Annotated in this window: 14 protein-coding genes; 10 read left to right on the top strand and 4 right to left on the bottom strand. The window is 49.0% G+C overall.

The genetic code is table 11. The annotated features are described in order from the left end of the window. Nucleotides 1–14: 14 nt before the first annotated feature. The 10 genes from recJ to ACJJIT_RS05395 all read left to right on the top strand — a co-directional run bounded on the left by recJ (nucleotide 15) and on the right by ACJJIT_RS05395 (nucleotide 9,714). The gene (gene recJ / locus ACJJIT_RS05350) at nucleotides 15–1,742 is read left to right on the top strand and encodes a single-stranded-DNA-specific exonuclease RecJ (RefSeq protein ID WP_444900212.1); all 1,728 of its coding nucleotides are present in this window, start codon (nucleotides 15–17) and stop codon (nucleotides 1,740–1,742) included. A 77-nt stretch (nucleotides 1,743–1,819) separates the two neighbouring features. Continuing rightward, nucleotides 1,820–2,731: a DMT family transporter gene (locus ACJJIT_RS05355; RefSeq protein ID WP_444884194.1), complete on the top strand. Its 912-nt coding sequence runs from the start codon at nucleotides 1,820–1,822 to the stop codon at nucleotides 2,729–2,731. Nucleotides 2,732–2,740: 9 nt separating this feature from the next. After that, on the top strand, nucleotides 2,741–3,361 hold the full coding sequence (locus ACJJIT_RS05360) for a LysE family translocator (protein WP_444900213.1): 621 nt from the start codon (nucleotides 2,741–2,743) through the stop codon (nucleotides 3,359–3,361). Nucleotides 3,362–3,397: 36 nt separating this feature from the next. Continuing rightward, nucleotides 3,398–3,844 (top strand): hypothetical protein, encoded by a 447-nt coding sequence (locus ACJJIT_RS05365; RefSeq protein WP_444900214.1) that lies wholly within the window; start codon nucleotides 3,398–3,400, stop codon nucleotides 3,842–3,844. 37 nt (nucleotides 3,845–3,881) lie between these two features. Beyond that, nucleotides 3,882–4,277: a MerR family transcriptional regulator gene (locus ACJJIT_RS05370; protein WP_444900215.1), complete on the top strand. Its 396-nt coding sequence runs from the start codon at nucleotides 3,882–3,884 to the stop codon at nucleotides 4,275–4,277. A gap of 100 nt (nucleotides 4,278–4,377) precedes the next feature. Further along, a protein-coding gene (prfB, locus tag ACJJIT_RS05375; RefSeq protein WP_444900216.1) for a peptide chain release factor 2 occupies nucleotides 4,378–5,473 on the top strand; the annotation gives its coding sequence in 2 pieces (ribosomal slippage) (nucleotides 4,378–4,449 and nucleotides 4,451–5,473; 1,095 coding nt in all). A 72-nt stretch (nucleotides 5,474–5,545) separates the two neighbouring features. Continuing rightward, nucleotides 5,546–7,030, top strand: coding sequence for a lysine--tRNA ligase (lysS, locus tag ACJJIT_RS05380; RefSeq protein WP_444886817.1), 1,485 nt, complete (start codon nucleotides 5,546–5,548; stop codon nucleotides 7,028–7,030). A gap of 346 nt (nucleotides 7,031–7,376) precedes the next feature. Further along, nucleotides 7,377–8,066, top strand: a complete 690-nt coding sequence (locus tag ACJJIT_RS05385; RefSeq protein ID WP_444900217.1) for a hypothetical protein — start codon at nucleotides 7,377–7,379, stop codon at nucleotides 8,064–8,066. A 328-nt stretch (nucleotides 8,067–8,394) separates the two neighbouring features. Then, the gene (locus ACJJIT_RS05390; protein ID WP_444900218.1) at nucleotides 8,395–8,715 is read left to right on the top strand and encodes a hypothetical protein; all 321 of its coding nucleotides are present in this window, start codon (nucleotides 8,395–8,397) and stop codon (nucleotides 8,713–8,715) included. Between the two features lie 570 nt (nucleotides 8,716–9,285). Next, complete coding sequence (locus tag ACJJIT_RS05395; protein ID WP_444900219.1) at nucleotides 9,286–9,714, top strand: MAPEG family protein; 429 nt, start codon at nucleotides 9,286–9,288, stop codon at nucleotides 9,712–9,714. A gap of 1,043 nt (nucleotides 9,715–10,757) precedes the next feature. Here ACJJIT_RS05395 and ACJJIT_RS05400 read toward each other — a convergent pair. The 4 genes from ACJJIT_RS05400 to ACJJIT_RS05415 all read right to left on the bottom strand — a co-directional run bounded on the left by ACJJIT_RS05400 (nucleotide 10,758) and on the right by ACJJIT_RS05415 (nucleotide 15,628). Beyond that, nucleotides 10,758–12,110, bottom strand: coding sequence for a HupE/UreJ family protein (locus ACJJIT_RS05400; RefSeq protein WP_444900220.1), 1,353 nt, complete (start codon nucleotides 12,108–12,110; stop codon nucleotides 10,758–10,760). A 30-nt stretch (nucleotides 12,111–12,140) separates the two neighbouring features. Then, a complete protein-coding gene (locus ACJJIT_RS05405) occupies nucleotides 12,141–13,892 on the bottom strand; it encodes a hypothetical protein (RefSeq protein WP_252082608.1) in 1,752 nt (583 codons plus the stop codon). A 363-nt stretch (nucleotides 13,893–14,255) separates the two neighbouring features. After that, entirely contained in the window at nucleotides 14,256–14,867 is a 612-nt protein-coding gene (locus ACJJIT_RS05410) for a TPM domain-containing protein (RefSeq protein WP_252082606.1), read from the bottom strand. Beyond that, complete coding sequence (locus ACJJIT_RS05415; protein ID WP_444884204.1) at nucleotides 14,867–15,628, bottom strand: TPM domain-containing protein; 762 nt, start codon at nucleotides 15,626–15,628, stop codon at nucleotides 14,867–14,869. The genes ACJJIT_RS05410 and ACJJIT_RS05415 overlap by 1 nt, the downstream gene beginning before the upstream one ends. Between the last annotated feature and the right edge of the window lie 9 nt (nucleotides 15,629–15,637).

The following is a 15,637-nucleotide window of genomic DNA, read 5'->3' on the forward strand; positions in this document are numbered from 1 at the left end:
ATAGCTGAGAGAGAATGAATACAACAATTCAGCGGCGGCCAGTGGATTTTTCCACTGGCCGTTTTGCTTCTGAAACCCCCAAAATTTTGCAGAGGGTACTGCTAGGTCGCGGTATCGTCAGCGAGGAGGCCCTGGACCACAGTCTCGCCAAGCTGCAGCAACCCCAGTCGATGCGGGGGCTGGATACAGCGGTGACACTGCTGGTGGAAGCCGTGCGGGCGCAGCAAAAAATCTTGATCGTCGGTGACTTCGATGCCGATGGTGCCACCAGCAGCACGCTCGCCGTGCTGGCACTGGGGGCCATGGGTGCGCCGGGCGTGGACTTCCTGGTGCCGAACCGCTTTGATTTTGGTTACGGCCTCACCCCGGAAATCGTAGAGGTGGCCAAGGATTACGCCCCGGATATGCTGATCACCGTGGATAACGGCATCAGCAGCATTGATGGGGTGGCGGCGGCCAAGGCCGCAGGCATGACAGTGATCGTAACCGATCACCACCTGCCCGGCAGTGAGCTGCCGGATGCCGATGCCATTGTGAACCCGAACCAGCCGAACTGTGATTTCCCCAGTAAGAATCTCGCCGGTGTGGGAGTTATCTTTTACCTGTTGAGTCGTCTGCGCAGTGCCCTGCAGGAATGCGGTTGGTTTGCGCAGAGCGGTATCGCTCCGCCGAATATGGCTGAATATCTCGATTTGGTGGCGCTCGGCACTGTCGCTGACCTGGTGCCGCTGGATCACAACAACCGCATTCTGGTGCACCAGGGTATCGCCCGTATTCGTTCCGGGCGCTGCCGACCCGGTATTTCCGCTTTATTAGAGGTGGCCGGGCGAGACCAACGCAGGCTTTCCACCACCGATATTGGTTTTATCCTGGGGCCGCGTATCAATGCGGCCGGGCGCCTGGATGATATTGGCACAGGCATCCGCTGCCTCCTGACCCGCGATCCCAGTGAAGCCCGTGAGTTGGCGGGGGAGCTGGATATGCTCAACCGGGACCGCAAGGCCATAGAGCAGGGTATGCAGCGGGAAGCTCTAGCGGCGTTGGAAGAACTGCAGCTGGAGGGGGAAATTCCCTGGAGCCTGTGTCTCTACGATGCCAATTGGCATCAAGGGGTGGTGGGTATTCTTGCCAGTCGTATCAAGGAGAAATTCCACCGCCCGGTAATTGCCTTTGCCGAAGGGGATAACGGCCTGGTAAAAGGCTCGGCGCGTTCCATACCCGGTTTGCATATCCGCGATGCCCTGAGCGATGTGGCCGCAGCTAATCCTGAGCTGATCAGTAAATTCGGCGGTCATGCCATGGCCGCAGGGTTGAGTCTGCCTGCACAAAACCTCGATGCTTTCCGGGCGGAGTTTGAACGAGTGGTGCGCGAGCGCCTGGATGAGAATCAATTGCAGGCCGTGATCGATTCCGATGGTGAATTGGATATTGCAGACTACACCCTGCAAACCGCGGCCCTGTTGCGTGCCTGTGCCCCCTGGGGGCAGGCGTTTCCCGAGCCGGTCTTCGATGGCGAGTTTCTATTGCTTCAGCAACGCATTGTCGGCGAGCGGCACCTGAAAATGGTGGTCGCTCCGCTGCAGGCGCCACAGCTGGCCCTTGATGCCATTGCTTTTAATATAGATACAGACCAGTGGCCGCAGCCCACCGAGCGAGTGCGCCTGGCTTACAAGTTAGACGTCAATGAATTTCGTGGGCGCGAATCCCTGCAATTAATGGTGAGCCTGCTGGAGGCTATATAGGAGCACCTTTCGGAAAGTTGTGAATTGCTTGGAGCTTGTTCACAGCAGTAATAAAAAGTGGTTGGAAGTAAAAAGTAGTGAAACGTAAACAAGTCCAGGCCGAAGTCCTACTGTTATTAGCCGCTCTTTTCTGGGGCGTCGCCTTTGTGCCACAAAAGATCGCCATGGCAGATATTGAGCCGTTGGCGTTCAATGCCTGGCGCTTTATCCTCGGCGGCCTGATTTTAGTGCCCATCGTTTATTGGCTATCTTCTCGCAGAGATGCCCAACCTGGCGAGGCGAACGGACATACCGTTAGCCACCGCTGGAGAGCCTGTTTACCCGGCGGTGCTCTACTCGGTTTTTGGTTGTTCCTAGGTGCGGCGCTGCAACAGATCAGCCTGCTTTACACCACTGCTGGCCGCGCTGGTTTTATCACCGGGTTTTACCTCTTGTTGGTGCCGGTTATCGGTTTGTCCCTCGGGCATAAAACCAATCGCTGGACTTGGGGCGGTATTGGCCTGGCTTTATTTGGCCTCTACTGGCTGGCGGACTTCAGTGAAGAGTCTCAGTTAGTTGGCGACCTGATGGTATTTGCCAGTGCTTTTGTCTTTGCCATTCAGGTGCTCTCTGCGGACCGCTTGGTGAAACGCTACGATGCACTGCGTCTGGCCTGTATTCAGTTTCTGGTCTGTGGTTTGTTGTCGGCCCTGGCGTCGCTCTTCACCGAGCAGGCAACGATACAGTCCGCTGTGGATGCGGCCTGGCCGATCGCCTACATGATGATTTTCTCCACTGCGCTGGCATTTACTTTCCAGTTGCTGGCTCAGCGCCATGCGGCACCATCCCACGCCACGGTGATTATGAGCCTGGAGGCGGTGTTTGCTCTAGCGGCAGGCTGGTTATTCCTTAATGAGATGCTTAACACCACAGAATTGATTGGCTGTGGCCTGATGCTGGCTGGGATGCTGGTAAGCCATTATGGGAACCACAGTGGTACCCATCACTAGGAAAATACAATGGAATTGTCTGTACTCGCGCTTTTTGTCCCCGCCAGCTTTTTTGCCTCGGTAACCCCGGGACTGTGCATGATGCTGGCCCTAAGCCTTGGTATTACGGTGGGGGTGCGCCACACCCTGTGGATGATGGTTGGCGAGCTGGTAGGAGTAGCGCTAGTGGCCTTGGCTACGGTGCTCGGTGCGGCGGTGGTAATGGTGCAGTATCCCACTGTATTTCAGCTATTTAAATACTGCGGTGGCGCCTACCTCGCCTGGATGGGCATACAGATGTGGCGTTCCCGGGGGCAGCTGGCTTCTCTTGATGCGGCACAGGGGTGCGCCCGGCCCTCCGCAAAAGCGCTGATTGTTCAGGGGTTTATTACTGCGGTTGCAAATCCTAAGGGGTGGGCCTTCTTTATTGCTCTGTTGCCGCCCTTTATCAACCAAAGCAAGCCCTTGGCACCGCAGCTTTCTATGTTGATCGCCACCATACTGTTGCTGGAAACCTTGTGTTTGCTGATTTACGCTGGGGGTGGTCAGGCCCTCAGTCGCCTGCTGGAACGCGCTGAAAATGTACGTTTAATTAACCGTATTTCCGGTACTTTGATGTTACTGGTGGGAGCCTGGCTGGCGCTGTCTTAGGCTGGGTGGCCATTGCTTTATGGAGGAAGTGTGATGGTGAAAATAAAATTGTCTGCTTTGCTGGTGCTAACTTTACTGGCTATGGCAGCCTGCGGTGGAGCCAAGGAGGAAAAGGCTATGGAAAATCAGGTAGAGAATACCCCGGGCTCCAGTCAGCCAGAGGTGACGTCCAACCCTCCCGCAACTAGGTCGGGTGAACTGGTTTGGGTCTATCGCAAGAGTGGCCGCAAGCAGTGCGAGGGCGGTGGCATGACTTTACAGCAGAGTCAGGCCAAGTTACGGGAAAATGGTTTGATGGTGCAGGAATCCCGCTGCGGTGTGCGCACAGATCGAATGTTTCCGGCTGTCTGTGGTGCGCCCACAGGGGATATATTGTTGCACTTGATCAGTATGGACGCTCTGGATGCCGCCCTGGAGCTGGGTTACGACCCTGCCGAAAAGATGCAGTATCAATTTTCCCAGTGCCGGGATAACAGTGCCTAAGGGTAAACTCTAGTGGTCAATAGGTTGGGAGTTGGCAGTGAATATTTCTCAGGCGGCACAGCATTCGGGGCTCAGTAGTAAGGCCCTGCGCCACTATGAATCGATCGGTTTGGTGTCTCCCGCGCGCAAGGCCAATGGCTACCGCTATTACACCGAGGACAATCTGGAGACCTTGCGCTTTATCCAGCGCGCTCGCGCCTGCGGCTTCTCCATAGAGGAGGTACGCACTCTGTTGGGGCTTAAGGGTAATCCCGAGCGACACAGCCGCGAAACCAAGCAGTTGGTGCACGAAAAACTCTCCATGCTGGAAACCCAGTTGCGCGATATGTTGGCAATGCGTGAAACCCTACATTCGTTTATCGACAGTTGTGCCGGTGATGACTCACCGGACTGCGCGATTTTGCAGCAGTTATCCGGCCAGTTTGGCAAATAGGGATTTTGCGCAATTTACAGCGGCTGGCTGACTGGAAGGACCCCCGCGCGCTGCGGTAGAATGCGCGCCGCTTTTTATTTTGTCCGGACACCGAAAGTTCATGGAAATCAATCCCCTCCTCAATCAATTAAAAGACCTCGAAGAGCGCACTGACGTTCTTAGGGGGTATCTTTGACTACGCCAGCAAGAAAGAACGTCTTACCGAAGTAGAGCTGGAGCTGGCTGAGCCGAGCGTTTGGGACGACCCCAACCGCGCACAGGAACTGGGGCGCGAGCGCTCTTCCCTGGAAACGGTGGTTAATACCATCGAAAACCTCGACTCCGGCATTGCCGATTGCCGCGAACTGTTGGAAATGGCAGTCGAGGAAAATGATGAGGACTCCGTAGGGGAGGTCTCCACTGAGATCGAAGGTCTCCAGCAGCAGCTGGGGATTCTGGAATTCCGCCGTATGTTCTCCGGCGAGAATGACGAGAACAATGCCTACCTGGATATTCAGGCTGGCTCCGGCGGTACCGAGGCCCAGGACTGGGCGGAAATGATCCTGCGTATGTACCTGCGCTGGGGTGAAGCCCACGGCTTCAAGACCACCCTGGAAGAGGTCTCCGCGGGGGAAGTAGCCGGTATCAAGAGTGCCACTGTGCATTTCGCCGGCGACCATGCCTTCGGATGGCTGCGCACAGAAACCGGTGTACACCGCCTGGTGCGCAAATCGCCGTTTGATTCCGGCAACCGTCGTCACACTTCTTTCAGCTCGGTATTTGTGTCACCGGAAATCGATGACAATATCGAAATTGAAATCGACAAGTCCCAGGTGCGTGAAGACACCTACCGCGCGTCCGGCGCCGGTGGTCAGCACGTGAACAAAACCGATTCTGCGGTGCGTTTGACCCACACAGAATCCGGTATCGTCGTGCAGTGCCAGAGCGAGCGCTCCCAGCACCAGAACCGCGATAAAGCCTGGAAAATGCTGCGCGCAAAAATGTACGAGCAGGAAATGCTCAAGCGCAACGCAGAGAAGCAGGCCATGGAAGACAGCAAGGCCGACATCGGTTGGGGCAGCCAGATCCGCTCTTACGTGTTGGACGACCAGCGTATCAAGGACCTGCGCACCAATGTCCAGACCAGCAACTGCCAGGCAGTACTGGACGGAGACCTGGACCAATTTATCGAAGCCAGCCTAAAAGCCGGCCTCTGATTTAAAGTCTCCACTCTCACCGCGCCCCTCGTCGATGAGGGGCAATATCAATCACAAAACTGATAGATCACCATGACTGATATCCAGCAAGACGAAAACAAACTGATCGCCGAGCGCCGCACCAAGCTTTCCGCTCTGCGCGAGAAGGGCAATGCTTTCCCCAACAGTTTTCGCCGCGAGAACCTCGCTGCCGACCTGCAAGCTGAGTTCGGCGATAAACAGAAAGAGGAGCTGGAAGAACTGGGTAAACGGGCGTGCGTAGCGGGGCGAATCCTGGCGAAACGCGGACCCTTTATGGTGATCCAGGATGTGTCTGACCGTATCCAGCTCTATGCCGATAAAGCGGCACAAAAAGATATTAAAGAGCGCTTCGGTGCCTGGGATATCGGCGATATCGTCGGCGTAAAAGGCACACTGCACAAATCCGGAAAGGGCGATCTCTACGTCAACTGTGAAGAGTACAGCCTGCTGACCAAAGCGCTGCGCCCGCTGCCGGAAAAGTTCCACGGCATCGCCGACCAGGAAATGCGTTATCGCCAGCGCTATGTGGACCTGATCGCCACGCCGGAAGCCCGCGAAGTGTTCCGCGTGCGCTCTAAAGTGATCGAGTACATTCGCGACTTCCTCAACGGCCAGCAGTTTATGGAAGTGGAAACGCCGATGTTGCAGGTTATTCCCGGTGGTGCCAGTGCGCGTCCGTTCGTTACCCACCACAATGCGCTGGATATCGATATGTACCTGCGTATTGCCCCGGAGCTGTACCTGAAGCGTCTGGTTGTGGGTGGTTTTGAGCGGGTTTACGAGATCAACCGCAACTTCCGCAACGAGGGTCTGTCCACGCGCCACAACCCCGAATTCACCATGCTTGAGTTTTACCAGGCGTACGCGGACTACAACGACCTGATGGATCTCACCGAGAAGATGCTGCGCGGTATCTGTGAAGATGTACTGGGCTCCACCACTGTGGAATACCAGGACAGCAGCTACGACTTCTCCAAGCCGTTCGCGCGTTTGTCTGTGTTCGACTCCATCCTGCACTACAACCCGGAACTGACTGCGGCTGATATCGACAATATCGAATCCGCCCGCGCGGTAGCCGAGAAGCTGGAAATCCCGCTGAAAGATAGCTGGGGCCTGGGTAAGGTACAGATCGAGATCTTCGAGAAGACTGTAGAGCACCGTCTCGACCAGCCGACCTTTATCACTGAGTACCCAACCGAAGTGTCTCCGTTGGCTCGTCGCAACGATGACAATCCGTTTGTCACCGACCGCTTTGAATTCTTCGTTGGCGGCCGCGAGATTGCCAATGGTTTCTCCGAGTTGAACGACGCGGAAGATCAGGCTGAACGCTTCAAAGCCCAGGTTGCGGAGAAAGATGCCGGTGACGACGAAGCCATGCACTACGACGCCGACTATATCCGCGCGCTGGAATACGGCCTGCCGCCCACCGCTGGCGAGGGCATCGGTATCGACCGTCTGGTAATGCTGTTTACCAACTCTCCGTCGATTCGCGACGTACTGCTGTTCCCGCATATGCGCCCTGAAGCGAACGACTAAGCGAACAAAAACGTAAACCCTGCGCACTATCCCAAGTGCCTACAGCTGCCGCGCCATTTCCGGCGCGGTGCTTTCCCTTCGGTCAATTCCCCGCCTGGCTATCGCTATCTATTCTTAATGGATGCTTATTGAGATTGAACCTCGGTAAAACCATTAAATGGAGATGCTCTTGTCAGTAATAAGGGCGGTGGCAATTATTTCTGGATTAATAGCGCTTTTTTTTTCGTGTGCAATTTCAGCCCAATATTCGCCTCAGAGCCGCCCCCCTGCGACAACCGTAGATGACTGGCGCTTTGCGGCCACCCCCTACATTTTTCTGCCACTTCGCACCAAAGGAAAGGCCACAGTGGCGGATACCACTGTGGATGTAGATCTGAACTTAAGAAAAACCCTAGAGCTCCTGAATGCGGCTTTTTCTGTACGTTTAGAAGCTTGGAGAGGACGCTTTGGCCTGGTTTCGGACCTCTATTATGTACACCTCAATTTAAATGAGGGCACAACGATTGCGCCACCCCGAAATCCCCAGTTGGATATAGATGTTGATATCGATGTGAATGTGGATGTTCATCAGGCGTGGGTGGCTGCATTTGGCGCTTACCGGGTACTGCAAGGCCATTTTGGCGAAAGCGAGCGGCGCTATTTTTGGGATATAGGCGTGGGTGTACGTTGGAATCGCCTGAGGCAGGAAGTGAAAGCCCGCGTGGGTATTGATATCGGCAGAATGCCAGAAATCCAAAATCGTTTGGGCGGCCGCAAAAGTTGGTGGGAGCCGACTATTGGTACCCGTGTGGGCTTTGCTGTGAATGACTGCCTGACCCTGGGGGCGCGTACCGAAATCGGCGGTTTTGGAGCTGGTGGTGATGATTTGCAGTGGAATCTATTGGCAGGATTAGACTGGCGCGCCTGGAAAACCACCTCTTTGCGCCTGGGCTACCAATATTACAGTATTAATTATTCCGATCGACTTTCTGATGGTCGCTTTGCCTATGATATTACCCAGCATGGACCCTATCTAGCGGTGACCTGGCGCTGGTAAATAGAATAGTTTTTTGTTTCTGCGCTGAGCTTGGTTTCCCTTTATAAATACCTCTTATTAGTGATTAATATCTGTTAAAAAATTTTCCCGTGATCAATTTTTTAAAGTGGGCGCTGGTAATGGGGTGAAAATATAACAAATGATTCTATTTGGTTCTAACGTTCTATTTTGTGGTTGATTGACTTTCTGGAAATTTTAAGCCAGGAGCGAATTTCCATTTTAAATGGCAGCTATGACAATGATGGTTGAAATTATCATTTTATGAGTCTGCAAGGATATATGGAATTATAGTGTGTAAAGCTGTTAGAGATAATGCAGGCGCGTTTTTATGTTGTGGCAGTTCTATCAATATCATCAGAGCTCCTTTAATTTGGAAGATATTGATAGTAGAGGTCGGTACGATATAGATGAAGAGCATCCAAGTGATGTGATGTCTGGCAATGAAGAATGTGATGCATATATTATTCTGATTGAAAGTGGGGTTGCTGATTTTGTAGCTATGGAGCAAGCCGAAATTATTGGTGTCGAAATACCGAAATTATCTGATATCTTTATTCTTCCAAAATATCGCAGTCAAGGGGTGGCAAGTAAAGTAGTTAGGGCTTTGTGCTTAAGGAAACCAGTCGGTGATATGTGGCGCAGTCTATAAGGAGGGAGATTTTCACTTTAGTTTTAAGAGGTTTTTTTCAAAATTAATGTAGCAAAAGTCAGTAAGTTTTAGTCCTCTGAAACTCCAGGGTTTTATGAATGTGCGGTAACAAACATCTAATAAATAGATGTGTTTTTTTAAATGTAAGTTTTTATTGTGTAGCAATATTTTGATAAAGTTAATTTGCTGTACGTGATAAATGGAGTTGGGGGTTTGGTTTCTGCGGGGTGAATGATAGGATTGTTGAAATGTTGCTTATTGCGCTTGAGTTGATAGGGTCTGAGGCCGGTACCCTTGCTGTGTTAGATGTTTGATGAAAGTTAGGTGTAATAGAAAAATATCGATGAATATAGAGGTCAATCCCTGGGTTTTTAAGAAAGTTAGACGTTACTGTTGTTGAATTGCAGTTGGATGGTTGAGGGAGTTCGTATCTGCTATTGCATGTTGAGTTGGGTTAAATTTGATAGTTTAGGCTTGGTGGGCGAGGTAATATAATTTAATCTTCGTAATTTTGCTTCGTAAAGGTCCAGTGCATTATTGGAAAATAAAAATTTAACTATTGGAAATAAGATGAATTCAACGGTTCAATTAATTCAACCGGTGGTGGCTTTGCTGGTTTGGTCAATGGTTATGTGGTTTTGGATGTACGCAACAAGATTGCCGGCGATTGCATCTATGAAAATGAAGTTGGATTCTGAAGTGCCATCCGGAGTCCAGATGTCACAGCTTCCGGCAAGGGTTAGATGGAAGGCGGATAATTATAATCATTTAATGGAGCAGCCTACTCTATTTTACGCAGTAGTTTTCTCATTGGCTTTTCTAGGCACAGCCACGGAGTTTATCGTTTATACTGCTTGGGCATATGTGGGTTTAAGAGTGATTCATAGCCTTGTTCAGGCTTTGGTGAATAAAATAGAATTTCGCTTTGTTGTCTTCGCTTTATCCAATATTCCCTTGGTAATACTAATATGTAAAGCAGCGATTCAAGCCTTTAAGTAGTGGTTAAATAAAAGCAAAGCTATTCGTTATGTTTTGGTACTTGTTATTGATTGAGGTGGTATTGCCTTGGCGAGGATAATCTGATTTGGTGTGTGGCCACTGGCCTCGTTTTGCTGTCGAAGAAAGAGTGCTTTACCAACCCATCTGCTAAGGATCATCATGTCCCCCGAGATTGAATGTTTGTAAGTTGTAAATGGAGGGAGGCATCTTTTTGGCTACTAGTATTTGTTCTAGATTGACCTAGCCTAAGAGCAGGCCTTCTTGTTTGTGCGGTAGGTGGTTTTAATTATGAGTAACTAAGGGGCGGTTGCATCCCCATTTTTTTCTGTGTAAGTTTCTTGTTATTCGTTTTTAGCCATGTTTAATGGAAATAGTATTGTCGATTAATGGGTGGGCAAATAATACAAGGAGCTGCTCTTCTAGGGTATAGGTTTGGCAGTCATGCATACTGAGAGATCTCCGGAGGGGCTTTAGCGAAGTGGATTTATTTATCCCGGTTTATCCCGTGCAAAATACATGAAAATCTGTAAATGTTTCCAGTGTTGGAAGGCATTTAGGCGTCCGTGCAGAATCCCTGATTCAATTGGGTAAATGCAATCTGTCTCGAAAAATGCTCCAAGTTATTTATGAGAGGATTTTAATTTATGATTATATCGGTGATTTTCTCCTATAGGCTAAAAGATACCACTCGTTCTGAGATGACCATATGTTATATGGATGCTATTTTTATTCTGCTCTAAGCAGGGTGTGGTCGAATTTGTTTTCGGCTATTAGGCAGGGGGGAGGTGGCTAATAGTGTGCAGAATGCACTCCGCTGGTGAGTTTAATAAGATCCCTTGTGGGCGAATAGCGATGGTTATTAAAAATAATACCTTTTTGTTCGCCTGTTCCATTGAATCTATAGGGGTGGTTGTCTTTCGGTTTCTGGTTACAAAACCAGTAAATAGAGTGCTGCTTGAATTGTGGCTGTCTTTAACTTTAAATCGTTAGATTTATTGTTCGATTTAATGCCGCTTATAACTTCCTCTCTGGAAAATCATGAATTAGATTTTACTGTTGCTGATTGTAATATTGGTTCTGGGTTGGTTTTCTTGCTGTATTACGTTCACCAATTCATAACCCCTCTCAAAAGTCCAGAGTAAGGCAATGGCGCAGCATATAGTGGCAATTGTGTAGCGTAGGTTAGACTCCCAGTTTTTCTGTCGACGTCTGGCCAAATAAAGCAGAGGCCAGACTGCTAAAATTATTAAAATTTGACCAGCTTCTACGCCGAGATTAAAGGCTAACAAGCTCTGCCAAATATTAGGTGAGTTGATGTTGAGTATTTCGTGTAATACAAAGGAAAATCCCAGTCCATGCAATAAGCCCAGCATCAAGGAGGTCAAAAAAATTGTACGCTCGCTGGATATAGAGGCGATCGATTTTTGTCTCATTGCAAGCCAGGCAATATAGATTATGGAAATGGCAATTCCGGTTTCAATCAGTGGGACAAACCAGACAGTGCTAGGAATAAAACCAAAGAAACCTACGGATAGGGTAATGCTGTGGCCGATAGTGAAGGCCGTGACACGCCAGAATAATAAGGGGAGAGCGAGGGCACCAAGACTAAGACAAAGTACAAAAAGCACATGATCTAGCCCCTGAATAATATGTACCATACCCTCCTTTAGAAAGGTATTGATGGCATCTATACTGGAATAACGGATTTGAATAGGCTCTTGCATTAGCCCCCTGGAGCGGAAAATCTGGATTTTTCCAGGGTTATAACTGAGGATTAAATTTGCAGTATTTTCTTGATCGGGAAGCCCTGGATTCAGGGAGCTAAAGAGTTGATATTCTTCCAGCGGTTGCTGAGTAGGGTAATGGATGTGGATATCAATCAGTGTGTCACTGACATGGAGTGAGTTGTTAAGTGCCATCTGTGCAAAGTTATTAGAAAGGGCTCGTTTTGCCTCTGTAAGCGTGGCAAAAGCTGGCTCGTTGCCAATAGGATAAAGGCGTACTGACTTTACATACCCTTTAAGCTCCTGATCAGTAGAGAGGATATGTGTCGCTGCTGCGGCAATATTGCCCACCCCCTCAGGGTCGATCGTGAATTGTTCGACATCCACATAGTGAACCAGCCGATCATTTTCCAGGCTGTTACGAGTATATGGTACTTGATATGGAATTTTCCCCGAGTAGGGATCAATACCATGTTGCGCCTTATCCGCCAGTAAATAGGAAAGAGGCAATCTCATATAGAGGCTGGCTCCATTGACGGTGTGCTCAATATGTAGAATTCTTATATTTAGATTTAGTGAAAAGTGGGCTTCAGTGATTTGAGATATTACAGATAGGTGGAGAGCCAGAGCAAAAGAAAGGAGGTTAATTAAATTTGAGATATTTTTTTTCATGGCACTTGGTTACCAACTCTAGCGGCAAGTTTATCGTATAGATAGTGGTGTAAAGGCGGATATCTTCCAATACTTGTCTGATTGGGTTATTTCTATACTTGCACGAGTTTCTCGCGGTAATTGCTCCATATGTCCCCAGCTGTAATCTTCAATCATTGAATGCCACTTCCCAACAATTCTGAAAGTTTTATTTCCGTTCAGGATCATTTGATCTGCGTGCTCAATTTCCAGGTCACGGATAGATCTAATAGAACCCTTATTGCCACTGTTGGTTAGAGGTTGGTAAACTTGTGACAAGTTTGCGACGGTAAAATCAAATTTTTCGCTGCTTACTAGATTGGCAAGCTGGTCGTTTAATTTTTCACTTTGAGGTTCTTCATAGGCAGCGGAAAGGCGATCAAGTATTGTCTCGGTAATTTCTTTTATTTCTTGCTTGTTTATGGTGCCGGGCAGGGGGATGCGCAGTTCACTTGGAAGGGTGTAATAAATGGGTACGGCACAAATAATCACAATGCCGTAAAAGAGTATCGGATGTTTGTTTTTTGTCTCAACCTTTTTGCTTCGCAAGGTGAGAATGAAAAATACTGCAAAGCAGAAGGAGAAAAGCACCGCCATGGGTATGGCCGCTATGGTATTCTCAATGGGGATTGGATCACTATTGGGAGCACGGTAATCATATAAATAATTGCGCCATTGAATGTCGGGAAAGTCCGGCATAACATGTGTTGGGAAAGGACCAGCCGGATCTTGTATGAGTGTGGGAACTGATTTGATAGACTCTGTAAAGAGGTTCCAGTCAATAGTAACACTTTGTGGTAGCTCCTTAACATGATATTTTTCCCGGTAACCGATCAGTAATGAACCTATCTCGATCCGCTCATGCTCTCCTATTGTGGTAAAGCCTGTATCGTTTGCCTTGAGAAAAACTGTTTCCGTGCTGATAGGTTCAACCAGCGTTTGGTTGATGCTAGTGGGATTTTTTTTCTGTAGGAATTTCTCTGTAGTTGCTCTTAACTCTTTTCTTCGCTTGGCTGTAAGGGGCTTCCAGGCATCAAAGGGTTGGTCGGTCCATTGTAATAAATCTCTTGGGCGCAATAAAATTTCGTGGCGAACCTGACGAGGTTCCACGTAGAGGAAAGATCTAAGGGGATAGCGATTGTGCCGATTTATAGCTTGGTTTTCAAAGCGAGTATTCCAAGGATCTCCCCAATCAATTTTCAGCTTTTCTATTTGAGACAAATATTGAAAACTGCTTACTGAAGTGTGGCCGTGTTGACTGGTAAATCCTATTGTGGCTAAGACAGCCCCATCGGAATCCAGTGGTGGACGTATTTCCAGATTGCTCAAGCCTTTTATTGGAAACTCGATATCTGCCAACAGTATGGTTTTGTCGGCTGGAAAATTCGGCCTTAGCAGGCCTGTCCTTGGATCTATTCTTCCCGCAAAAGGTGAGTTTCTCGGTTTTCTCTCGGCAATTCTGACAGAGGTTATAGTCGGCTCAATTTTACCCTCTGGGGAGTGCACCTCAATGGCGATCTCTTTTTGTGCAAGAGCAAGTCTAGCTATTTCATAAATACTCTTTGTGGGTGGTATTCCCGGCCAAAACGCGTTCGCATCAGCTGCAGAAACCTCTAGGCTGATGTAAAGATTGTTATTGAGTATCTCTATTTCTGCAATATTTGGTGCAGTCTCCGCACCGGTGAGATTGATATAATCGGCGCAGATAGTGGAGGACAGTGAAGCCGATATAAATAGCCAAATTGTAATTAAGATCTTTCTCATTGGGTTTTCTAATTTTTTGGTTGTGAGGGATCATCGTAGTTACAGGCGTAACTAGTATTTGGCGCTGGACTTTTTTGTGAGCTGGATGCTTTCATACGGATATAGAGGTTTTTATTTGACATTTTTCAAACTTAATATTAATTGACAAGCCCTGTTAAATTGGCGTAGCTGACTTTGTTTTTATCTGGTTTATTTTTCACTTTTAATGGTTTTTGAAAGTGCATAATCACCATAAGCTTTAATTTTTCATAGGGATTATTGCTCCTTTACAGCAGCTTAGTAGAAGGAGTTGTTAAAGCGTAGGTATAGAAGTATTGTGGCGTTAAAATCACGTCTGAAGGGTAAGTAGGGCTGTAAATTAGGTTAGTTAATTAGAATCAGGTGGTTGGGTAACTCATCTTTCACAGCACTACAGGGGGCTGCATCTTTTAATAAGTCTCCACATTGTGAAATACAGAGTAACAGTGCTTCCCCAGCCTTACCGCGCTTAATTTCCCGTACAAATTGCTCGATAATAACCTGCCAGTTGTCGTTGGATACATGCTGAGCCAAGCCGCGATCTGCCAGAATTTCTACATAGTGCTCCGCTTCACAAATAAAAATCAACAGACCCAGTCGGTCTTTGGTGCTATGCAGCTCTTGTTCAAGAAATTGACGGCGGGCTAGGTTAGAGGCGCGCCAGTATTTGATCTTTTTGGGTACAAGGCGCATGGTTATCGGCCGCCAGCGAAACAGTACTGCCAGCGCGATAAAGAGAACCCACTGTAGCAGAAAGGCTTGCTGAAAGCTGAGCCACCAGGGTAGGAATTGGAATAGTGGCGATAACAGCAGGGTCAAGAAGGCAGCCCAAAGGGTGGAGATATACAAATAGTTATCGGCTTCCCGCGCGACAATAGCTACCAACTCCGCGTCGGTTTGGGTCTCCACTTCTTTGATGGCCTCCGCCACCTGGCGTTGATAGCTATTACTAAGCATTACCATCCTCCCGAAGCACCTCCTCCGCCAAATCCGCCACCTCCTCCACTAAATCCACCGCCTGTACCAGTCCCGGATAAGCCTCCTCTAGGGTGCCCCGCGCCAAAGCCTCCGCTACCATAGTAGCCGCCAAAGCGACCGCGTTTATAATTACGCCCATGAATTGGTGAGCTAAGGACCGAGCTACCAAACAGATGCAGCATTACCAGTAAGAGAAATAGCCCAACTACAAAGGCCAGGCGTCGGCCCTCCTTGGTCTCGATCGGTTCGGCCACATATTCGTTCTTGGTGGCGGCAATAATTGAGTTCACGCCGGCATTAATACCACCGGCATAACTCCCTTTCTGGAATTCCGGCAGAACCTTGGTTTGAATAATATTGGCAGATAGCGCATCGGTGAGAGCACCTTCGAGGCCGTAGCCAACCTCAATTCGGAGCTTGCGCTCTTTGGGAGCTATCAAGAAGAGAATCCCATTGTTTTTCTTCTTGTGGCCCAGCTTCCACTCTCTTGCCAGTTGATTGGCGTATTCCTCTATGGTGATACCCTGGAGCTCTGGGAGGGTGGCCACCACCAGTTGGTTACTGCTCTCAGATTCGTATTGCTGAATCAATTCTGTAAGTTTGTATCTCTCTTCGGCAGTTAGTAGCTCAGCTTTATCCACCACCCTCCCGGATAGAGGAGGGAGCTGTACCTCGGCCCATAGAGCCAAAGCCAGTAATGCTGTAATGAGCGTCAACAAGGTCAGAAGGGAGCGTGTCATAAGGGTTTC

This window comes from Microbulbifer mixtoriginis (SeqCode), from assembly GCF_052467515.1.

Bases quoted from the DNA above. Each gene is read 5' to 3' on its own strand.
- ACJJIT_RS05405 (WP_252082608.1), bottom strand. From the start codon at position 13,892: ATGAGAAAGATCTTAATTACAATTTGGCTATTTATATCGGCTTCACTG.
- lysS (WP_444886817.1), top strand. From the start codon at position 5,546: ATGACTGATATCCAGCAAGACGAAAACAAACTGATCGCCGAGCGCCGC.
- recJ (WP_444900212.1), top strand. From the start codon at position 15: ATGAATACAACAATTCAGCGGCGGCCAGTGGATTTTTCCACTGGCCGT.
- ACJJIT_RS05390 (WP_444900218.1), top strand. From the start codon at position 8,395: ATGTTGTGGCAGTTCTATCAATATCATCAGAGCTCCTTTAATTTGGAA.
- ACJJIT_RS05415 (WP_444884204.1), bottom strand. From the start codon at position 15,628: ATGACACGCTCCCTTCTGACCTTGTTGACGCTCATTACAGCATTACTG.
- ACJJIT_RS05400 (WP_444900220.1), bottom strand. From the start codon at position 12,110: ATGAAAAAAAATATCTCAAATTTAATTAACCTCCTTTCTTTTGCTCTG.
- ACJJIT_RS05395 (WP_444900219.1), top strand. From the start codon at position 9,286: ATGAATTCAACGGTTCAATTAATTCAACCGGTGGTGGCTTTGCTGGTT.
- ACJJIT_RS05410 (WP_252082606.1), bottom strand. From the start codon at position 14,867: ATGCTTAGTAATAGCTATCAACGCCAGGTGGCGGAGGCCATCAAAGAA.
- ACJJIT_RS05360 (WP_444900213.1), top strand. From the start codon at position 2,741: ATGGAATTGTCTGTACTCGCGCTTTTTGTCCCCGCCAGCTTTTTTGCC.